The sequence below is a fragment of the Massilia sp. genome, assembly GCF_046293535.1.
Taxonomy (GTDB): Bacteria; Pseudomonadota; Gammaproteobacteria; order Burkholderiales; family Burkholderiaceae_D; genus Telluria.
Window position 1 is genome coordinate 1 of record NZ_JBKBOV010000077.1, and the last position, 6,929, is coordinate 6,929.

6 protein-coding genes and 1 tRNA gene are annotated in these 6,929 nt (G+C 70.9%); all 7 read right to left on the bottom strand.

The features are described from left to right. Positions 1-870 (bottom strand): hypothetical protein (locus tag ACK4S9_RS22865; protein WP_409730194.1); only part of this gene is annotated, 870 nt, incomplete at its 3' end. Between the two features lie 182 nt (positions 871-1,052). After that, entirely contained in the window at positions 1,053-2,462 is a 1,410-nt protein-coding gene (gene dbpA, locus ACK4S9_RS22870; protein WP_409730196.1) for an ATP-dependent RNA helicase DbpA, read from the bottom strand. Positions 2,463-2,509: 47 nt separating this feature from the next. Then, a complete protein-coding gene (locus tag ACK4S9_RS22875; protein WP_409730198.1) occupies positions 2,510-2,743 on the bottom strand; it encodes a hypothetical protein in 234 nt (77 codons plus the stop codon). 93 nt (positions 2,744-2,836) lie between these two features. Further along, positions 2,837-2,913 (bottom strand) — tRNA-Met (locus tag ACK4S9_RS22880). A gap of 59 nt (positions 2,914-2,972) precedes the next feature. After that, complete coding sequence (locus ACK4S9_RS22885) at positions 2,973-4,151, bottom strand: methyltransferase (protein WP_409730200.1); 1,179 nt, start codon at positions 4,149-4,151, stop codon at positions 2,973-2,975. Between the two features lie 10 nt (positions 4,152-4,161). Continuing rightward, positions 4,162-4,371, bottom strand: coding sequence for a hypothetical protein (locus ACK4S9_RS22890; protein WP_027863734.1), 210 nt, complete (start codon positions 4,369-4,371; stop codon positions 4,162-4,164). Between the two features lie 51 nt (positions 4,372-4,422). Beyond that, positions 4,423-6,929 (bottom strand): SbcC/MukB-like Walker B domain-containing protein (locus ACK4S9_RS22895; protein ID WP_409730202.1); only part of this gene is annotated, 2,507 nt, incomplete at its 5' end.

Consider the following 6,929-nt stretch of genomic DNA (forward strand, 5'->3'; position numbering starts at 1 on the left):
CGGCACCGCGCCCGGCTCGGCCGCCTGGCCGGGCGCCGCGGGCAGGGCGCCAGCAGCCGGCGGCGTCGCGTGGTCCAGCGCGGTGGGATCGGTTGCCGCAAGGACGGCCGGATCGGCCGCGGCGGGCGCGGGCAGGGCGGGCGCCTGGGCTGCATTGGCTGTGGCGGCGGCCGGGTCGCGGTCATGCGGCAGGGCCAGGGTGACGGTGTCGCGCGAGTCAGCCCCGTGCAGCAGGGCGAACAGGGCGCCGAGGGCGGCCAGCAGGACGGTCGCGGCGGCAACCAGCAGCAGCCAGCGTTTCAGCCCGCCGCCTTCGCGCAGCGGCACGGTTTCAGTGAGGAAGGACGGTGTCGGCTCGGGCGGAGCGGGGGACAGCGGCTGCGCCGGAACCGGCGGTCCGAGCGGCACGATGCCCAGCAGGTTGCGCAATTGTTCAATGGTGTGCGGGCGCTGCTGCGGATCGGGCGACAGGCAGCGGTCGACGGCGGTCACGAAGCTGTCGCTGTACTGGTCTCCGTTGTTGCCGCCCAGCCGCCCCTGCAGCGGCGCTGCGGGAGGATATTCCCGGGTGATGGCGTAATGGACGACGGCGGCCAGGTCGTGCATGTCGCCCGCTTCCGACCAGGCGCTGCCCACGTCGGGCGAGGGCAGGAGCATCGGGTCGCCGGAGTCGAGCACCAGCACCGTGTCCGGGCTGATCGGACGGTGCGGCATCTGCATTGCGTACTGCAGTTCGAGCGACTGCAGGATCTGGCGGAAAATACGCCGGCACCAGACTTCGTTGACGAGTTCATGGTTGAACTCGACGACTTCGCGCACGGTCCGGCCGTCGGTCTGCTGTTGCTGGGTTACGGGAGTGCTGGTCATCATGGCGTCGAGCCGCGCCCTGACACGCAGGAAGCTGTCCGGAATGTGTCCCGGCGCGGTATTTGTATTTTGACAAATAATGCCAGATTTGCCGCGCCGATGGCGCTGCTGAGCCAACCGTGCGCGGCTGTTACAACTTCGTTACAACTCAGCCGTGATCAGCAGCCGCGAGCCCAGCCGTGGGCTCAGACCTCGAGGAAGCGCATCTTGAAGTAGCGGCCCTTGATGGCGCCGAATTCCGGGCCCGGCGCCTGGCGGTCGTTCAGTTTGGCGACCGCCGCGTGGGCCACGTGGCGGTCGAGCGCCACGTAGCTGGCGAACTCGCCGACATTGATCTTGCCCACCTGTTCCTTGGTCAAGCCGGCGTCGCCGCACAGGGCGCCGAGGATGTCGCCCGGACGCAGCTTGGCTTTCTTGCCGCCGGCAATGTGCAAGGTCAGCATCGGCGCCGGCGCCGCCGCCTCGGGCTGCTCGCCCAGTTCGTCGAGCTTGTGCCACTCGGCTGGGGCATCCTGGTATTCCTCGATCAGGCGCACCCATTTCTTCTCGTTCGGCGCGCACAGGGTCAGCGCCAGGCCGGCTTCATCGCCGCGGCCGGTGCGGCCGATGCGGTGCACGTGCACTTCCGGGTCCTTCGAGACGTCGGCATTGATCACGGTGTCGAGGTTGGCGATGTCGAGGCCGCGCGCGGCGACGTCGGTTGCGACCAGCACCGAGCAGCTGCGGTTGGCGAACAGCACCAGGATCTCGTCGCGCTCCCACTGCTCCAGCTCGCCATACAGGGCGAGCGCCGAGAAGCCTTGCTCGCGCAGGTGGTCGGCCAGTTCGCGGCAATGGGCCTTGGTATTGCAGAAAGCCAAGGTGGAGACGGGCCGGTAGTGCTTGAGCAGCTGCGCCACTGTTTCGTCGCGGCCTTCGAAGCCGATCTCGTAGAAGCGCTGCTCGATCTTTTCGGCGCTGTGCTGGCTCTCGACAGCCACTTCGAGCGGGTCGGCCAGGAAGCCGGCGGTGGCGAAGCGGATGTCGTCCGGGTAGGTGGCCGAAAACAGCAGGGTCTGGCGGCGCTGCGGGCAGGCGCGCACGATGCCTTCGATCTCGTCGTAGAAGCCCATGTCGGTCATGCGGTCGGCCTCGTCCAGCACCAGGGTCTGGACCTTCGACAGGTCGAGGGTGTTGCGGCCGAGATGGTCGCGGATGCGGCCCGGCGTGCCGACCACGATGTGGGCGCCGTGCTCGAGCGAGGCGATCTGCGGGCGCATGGCCACGCCGCCGGTCAGGGTCAGGATCTTGACGTTGCCCACGCCGCGCGCCAGGCGCCGCAGTTCGCCGGCGACCTGGTCGGCCAGTTCACGCGTCGGGCACAGCACCAGGCCCTGCACCGCGAACCAGGCCGGATTGAGCTTGTGCAGCACGCCGATGCCGAAGGCGGCGGTCTTGCCGCTGCCGGTCTTGGCCTGGGCGATCAGGTCGCGTCCTTCGAGCACCGCCGGCAGCGAAGCGGCCTGGATCGGTGTCATCCCGTGGTAGCCCAGGGTGGCGAGGTTGGCGAGGAAGCGCGGCGCCAGCGGCAGCGAAGTGAAGGGTTGCGTGTTCATGGGTGTCCAGCCAGGGGTTTGGCCAATAGTGTAGCCAATATGGCTGACTACGCCGAGGCCGGCGCCCACACCGGCAGGCCGGTCAGGTCGAGGTTCTCGTCGCGGCGCCAGACGGGCAGGCCGGTGGTGTCGGTTTCTTCGAGCAGTTCCAGCTGCTCCTGCTTCAGCGCGGCGCGACGCGCACGGGGAACGGCGCGCTTCGGTTCGACAACGGGGTCAAGCGGGGCGGCCGGCTCGAAGCCCGGCAGGTCGATTGTCGCGTTGTCTTTCTTGTCTCTCATCTGCCTGTACTGAGCCGCCGATGCTGCGCTGCGTCGCTTTTGCTGCCGCAGAAAACAAAAGCCCGGCTGCAAGAGTCGGGCTTTTTTGGTATTTGGTTGCGGGGACAGGATTTGAACCTGTGACCTTCGGGTTATGAGCCCGACGAGCTGCCAGACTGCTCCACCCCGCGTCTGAGAAAAAGATTATAGCGCGGATCGGCGGCTTGTGCAATCGCCGTATTGTTCCACCTTACGACAGCGTGCGCAGGCGCCACAGCGAGGTCACTTCGCGCGAGCGCGCCGCATGCAACGGATCGTCCGGGTCGCTCGCCTTGCCATGGGTCGGCCGCACGTCGTGGCGCGCCGCGACTTCCAGGCCCGCCGCCGCGATCCAGCCGAGCAGTTGTTCGCGCGGGCGCAGGCCGAGGTGCTCGGCCAGGTCGGACAGGATCAGCCAGCCTTCGCCGCCGGGTTCCAGGTGCTGGGCCAGGCCGGCCAGGAAGCCCTTGAGCATGCGGCTGTCGGGATCGTAGATCGCGTATTCGATCGCCGAACTGGGTTTGCCCGGCAACCAGGGCGGATTGCACACCACCAGGGGCGCGCGGCCTTCGGGGAACAGGTCGGCCTGGATCACGTCGACCTGGGCGGCCAGGCCAAGGCGCGCGATGTTCTCGCGCGCGCAGCCGAGCGCGCGCGCGTCCATGTCTGTGGCAAGCACCTGCTTCACGCCGCGCCGCGCCAGCACCGCCGACAGCACGCCGGTGCCGGCGCCGATGTCGAAGGCGCGCGTCATGCTAGCAGTCGCCTTCGGCAGCGGCGCCTGCGCCACCAGCTCGACGTATTCGCCGCGCACCGGCGAGAACACGCCGTACCAGGGGTGGATGTTGGCGTCCAGGGCCGGGATGCGCACCCCCTTGCGGCGCCATTCGTGGGCGCCGATCACGCCCAGCAGTTCGCGCAGCGACGCGACATAGGCGCTATCGGCCGGGCCGTAGGCCTCGAGGCAGGCCTCGCGCACGTCCGGCGCGCGGCGCAGCGGGATCGCGTGGCCGGCATCGAAAGGAATCAGGAGCATGGCGAGCGTGCGCGCACGCTGCAGCTGCTGCAGGCGGTGGCGGTGGAACAGCTCGGCGGGCGTCGGCGCGCCGCCTTTGGCGGCGCCCTTGCCGGCCTTGGCGCGGCGCGCACGATCGCTCTTGTGCTCGACGCGCCGCACCAGCGCGTTCAGGAGCTGGCGCGCATTCTGGAAGTCGCCGCGCCACAGCAGGGCGGTACCCTCGAGCGCCAGGCGGTAGGCGGTATCGGCGTTCATGGTGTCGTCGGCGACGACCACCTTCTTCGGCGCCGGCCAGCCGCTTTCCGAGCGCCATTGCGCCGAACGCTCGGCGCCGCCTTCCAGCCAGCTCAGTTGCCCCATCGTGTCGCTCATCGATGGCCGATCAGTGATGGTGGTGCCAGTTGCCGTCGGCCGATTCGAGATAGGACTTGACCGCGTCCGGGCTGCCGGTCGCGTGGCGCTTGGGCTCGCCGCATTCGCAGACGCCCAGGTAAGGCTGGATGTGCGAGCAGGCCGACACCTTCTGCAGGGTGACCTTGACCGGTTTGGCGCACTTGGCGCATTTGAAAGTGAGGAAGCGAGCTGGCTTCATGGGAATGTCTGTGTGAGTTTCGGGAAGAGCGGCATTCTACACCCGTGCCGGCTACTCGACCACGACCGCACTGCTGCCGCCCCCGCCCGGGCGCACCAGCACCTTGGTGGCGATGCGTTCGGTCATCTCCTGTACGTGCGAGATCACGCCCACCTTGCGGCCGAGCGATTGCAGCGCGTCCAGCGCGTCCATGGCCACGCCCAGGGTGTCGGTGTCGAGGCTGCCGAAGCCCTCGTCGATGAACAGCGATTCGACCCGCACCCGGTTCGAGGACAGCGAGGCCAGGCCGAGCGCCAGGGCCAGCGACACCAGGAAGGATTCGCCGCCGGACAGGGAATTGACCGAGCGGACTTCGCCGCCCATGTCCTGGTCGCGCACCATCAGGGCCAGCGAGGGCGCGCCGTTGTGGCTGACGCGCTCGAGGCGGTAGCGCCGCGCCAGCTGTCCGAGGTGGGCGTTGGCGTAGCCGAGCAGCACGTCGAGCGTGAACTGCTGGGCGTAATTGCGGAACTTCTTGCCGTCGCTGGAACCGATCAGCTCGGACAGCTTGCCCCAGCGCTGCTCCTCGAGCTGCTGACGCTCGATCTCGGCCAGCACCGCCTGTGCCTGCACGCGCCGGGTGTCGTCCTGGCCGATGCGCATGCGCAGTTCGGTGGCCAGGTCGTGGGCGGCGCGGCGCTCGCTGGTCAAGGCGTCGACGGCGGCCGCCACGGTGTGGGCGCTCAGGCCGCTTTCGGGAGCGCCTTCGCCGTGCAGCACGCGCTGGGCGCGGCGCTCCGCCAGCACCGCGCCGGCGCTGGCGGCCTGGGCGTCGAGCGCGCCCAGTGCGGCGCGCTCCTGCGCCAGCCAGGTGCCGCCGACCGCCAGCAAGCGGCCGAGCTCGGCCGAGTCCTCGACCGGGTCGAGGCCCTTGAGGAAGGCCGATTTGCGATAGTCTTCCAGCCAGTCGGCCAGGGCGGCCGCCGCCCTGGCGCCGGCGGCGTCGAGCTGGGCGATGTGCTGCGTCAACTGGGCCAGCGCGCTGCGGGCGCTGGCTTCGCGCTGGGCGGTTTCGGTGGCGACCGCCTGGCGGGCGGACAAGTGGTTGCGCGCGGCGCCGACGGCGGCCTGCAGCGCCTGCTCCACCTGGGCCACGGGGCGGCCATCCCACAGGGCGAGGCGCGCGGCGCGCTTGTCCTTCAGCTCGGTATCGATCCGGGTGAACTCGGCGGCTACGCCGGCGCCGTGGCGATCGGCCTGGGCGATGCGCTCGTGCGCGCCGGCCACCTCGGCCTCGAGGGTGGCGAGGGCGGCGGCGCTGCTGGTCTGCTGGGCCGTGTGCTCCTGCCATTGCGCGGCTTCCTGGGCGCGGGCTTCGCGCCAGGCGGCCGGATCGCGCCGCCAGGCGTCCTGCCAGCCGTCGCCGCAGGCGCTCGAGAGGACCGGGTCGAGCTCGGCCAGCAAGCCTGCCAGCTGGGTGGCGGCGGCGTCGCGCCGCACCGTCGCGGCGCGCAGTTCGGCCTGCAGGCGCGCGCCGGCTGCGCGGGCGCCGTCGAGCGCCTGGCGCAGGCCGGCATGCTCCTGTTGCGCCTTGTCGTAGGCGTGCTGGGCGGCGTCGCGCGCCTGCGCGGCGCAGCGCAGGGCGCCAGCGCGGCCGTCCAGCGCCGCCACGGCGCTGCGCAAGGCCTCGCGGGCCTCGGCGAACCAGTCCATGCGCGCTTCTTCCGCGGGAGCTTCGGCCGCAAGCGGCTGCGCCGCCCATTCCGCCTCGAGCTCGTCGAGCAGCTTGCCCAGGGTGGCGCGCTCGCGCTGCAGTCCGGCGAGCCGGTCGCTGGAGGCGGCCAGGGTCGCGGCCTGGGCCGCCTGCACGGCTTCGTTGTCGCGCAGGCGGCCGCGGCAGTCGGCGACTTCGGCGCGCAGGTTCGCCAGCATGGTGTGCAGCATGTCCTCGCGGCCATCGTCCCGGTAGGGATGTTGCTGCGAACCGCAGACCGGGCAGGGCGTTTCTTCGTGCAGGGTCGCGCGCAACTGCTCGACGTTCGCGGCGCAGGCCAGTTCCGCAGCCGCCAGCGATTTCTCGGCCTGCTGCAGCGCCGCCGCCAGGGCCGGGGCTGCGCCGCGTGCTTCTTCGAGCTGGCGGCCGGCAGCGGCGCGGGCCGTATCGACCCGATCGAGCTCGCCGGCGGTGTCGGCACATTCCCGGCGCGTGGTGACGAGCGCCGTCCAGGCCTTTTCGGCCGCCGCCAGGCGTTCGCGGCGCGCATCCAGCGCCTGGCGTTCGGCATCCAGCGCCTGCGGGTCGGCCGCTTCGAGGACGGCCATCGCCTCGCGCCGCGCCGTGTCGAGGGCATCGAGGCGGCCGGTGGCGTCGGTGAGGGCCGCGCAAGCCGCCCCTTCGTGCGCGCCGGCTTGGGCGGCCTGGCGGCTGGCCGATTCCAGCGCGGTCGCGGCGGCGGCATCGAGCGCGACCGCTTGCGCGGCCTGGGCCAGCAGCTTGTCCCAGCGCGGCCATTGGGCCGCCATCGGCTCGAGCCGCGCGTGCGCGGCCAGCCAGTTGGCGGCGCGCTCGCGCTGGCTTT

What these genes read in the sequence shown, in the direction of transcription:
- ACK4S9_RS22885 (WP_409730200.1), bottom strand. Translation starts at nt 4,151, where the DNA reads ATGAGCGACACGATGGGGCAACTGAGCTGGCTGGAAGGCGGCGCCGAG.
- ACK4S9_RS22875 (WP_409730198.1), bottom strand. Translation starts at nt 2,743, where the DNA reads ATGAGAGACAAGAAAGACAACGCGACAATCGACCTGCCGGGCTTCGAG.
- ACK4S9_RS22890 (WP_027863734.1), bottom strand. Translation starts at nt 4,371, where the DNA reads ATGAAGCCAGCTCGCTTCCTCACTTTCAAATGCGCCAAGTGCGCCAAA.
- dbpA (WP_409730196.1), bottom strand. Translation starts at nt 2,462, where the DNA reads ATGAACACGCAACCCTTCACTTCGCTGCCGCTGGCGCCGCGCTTCCTC.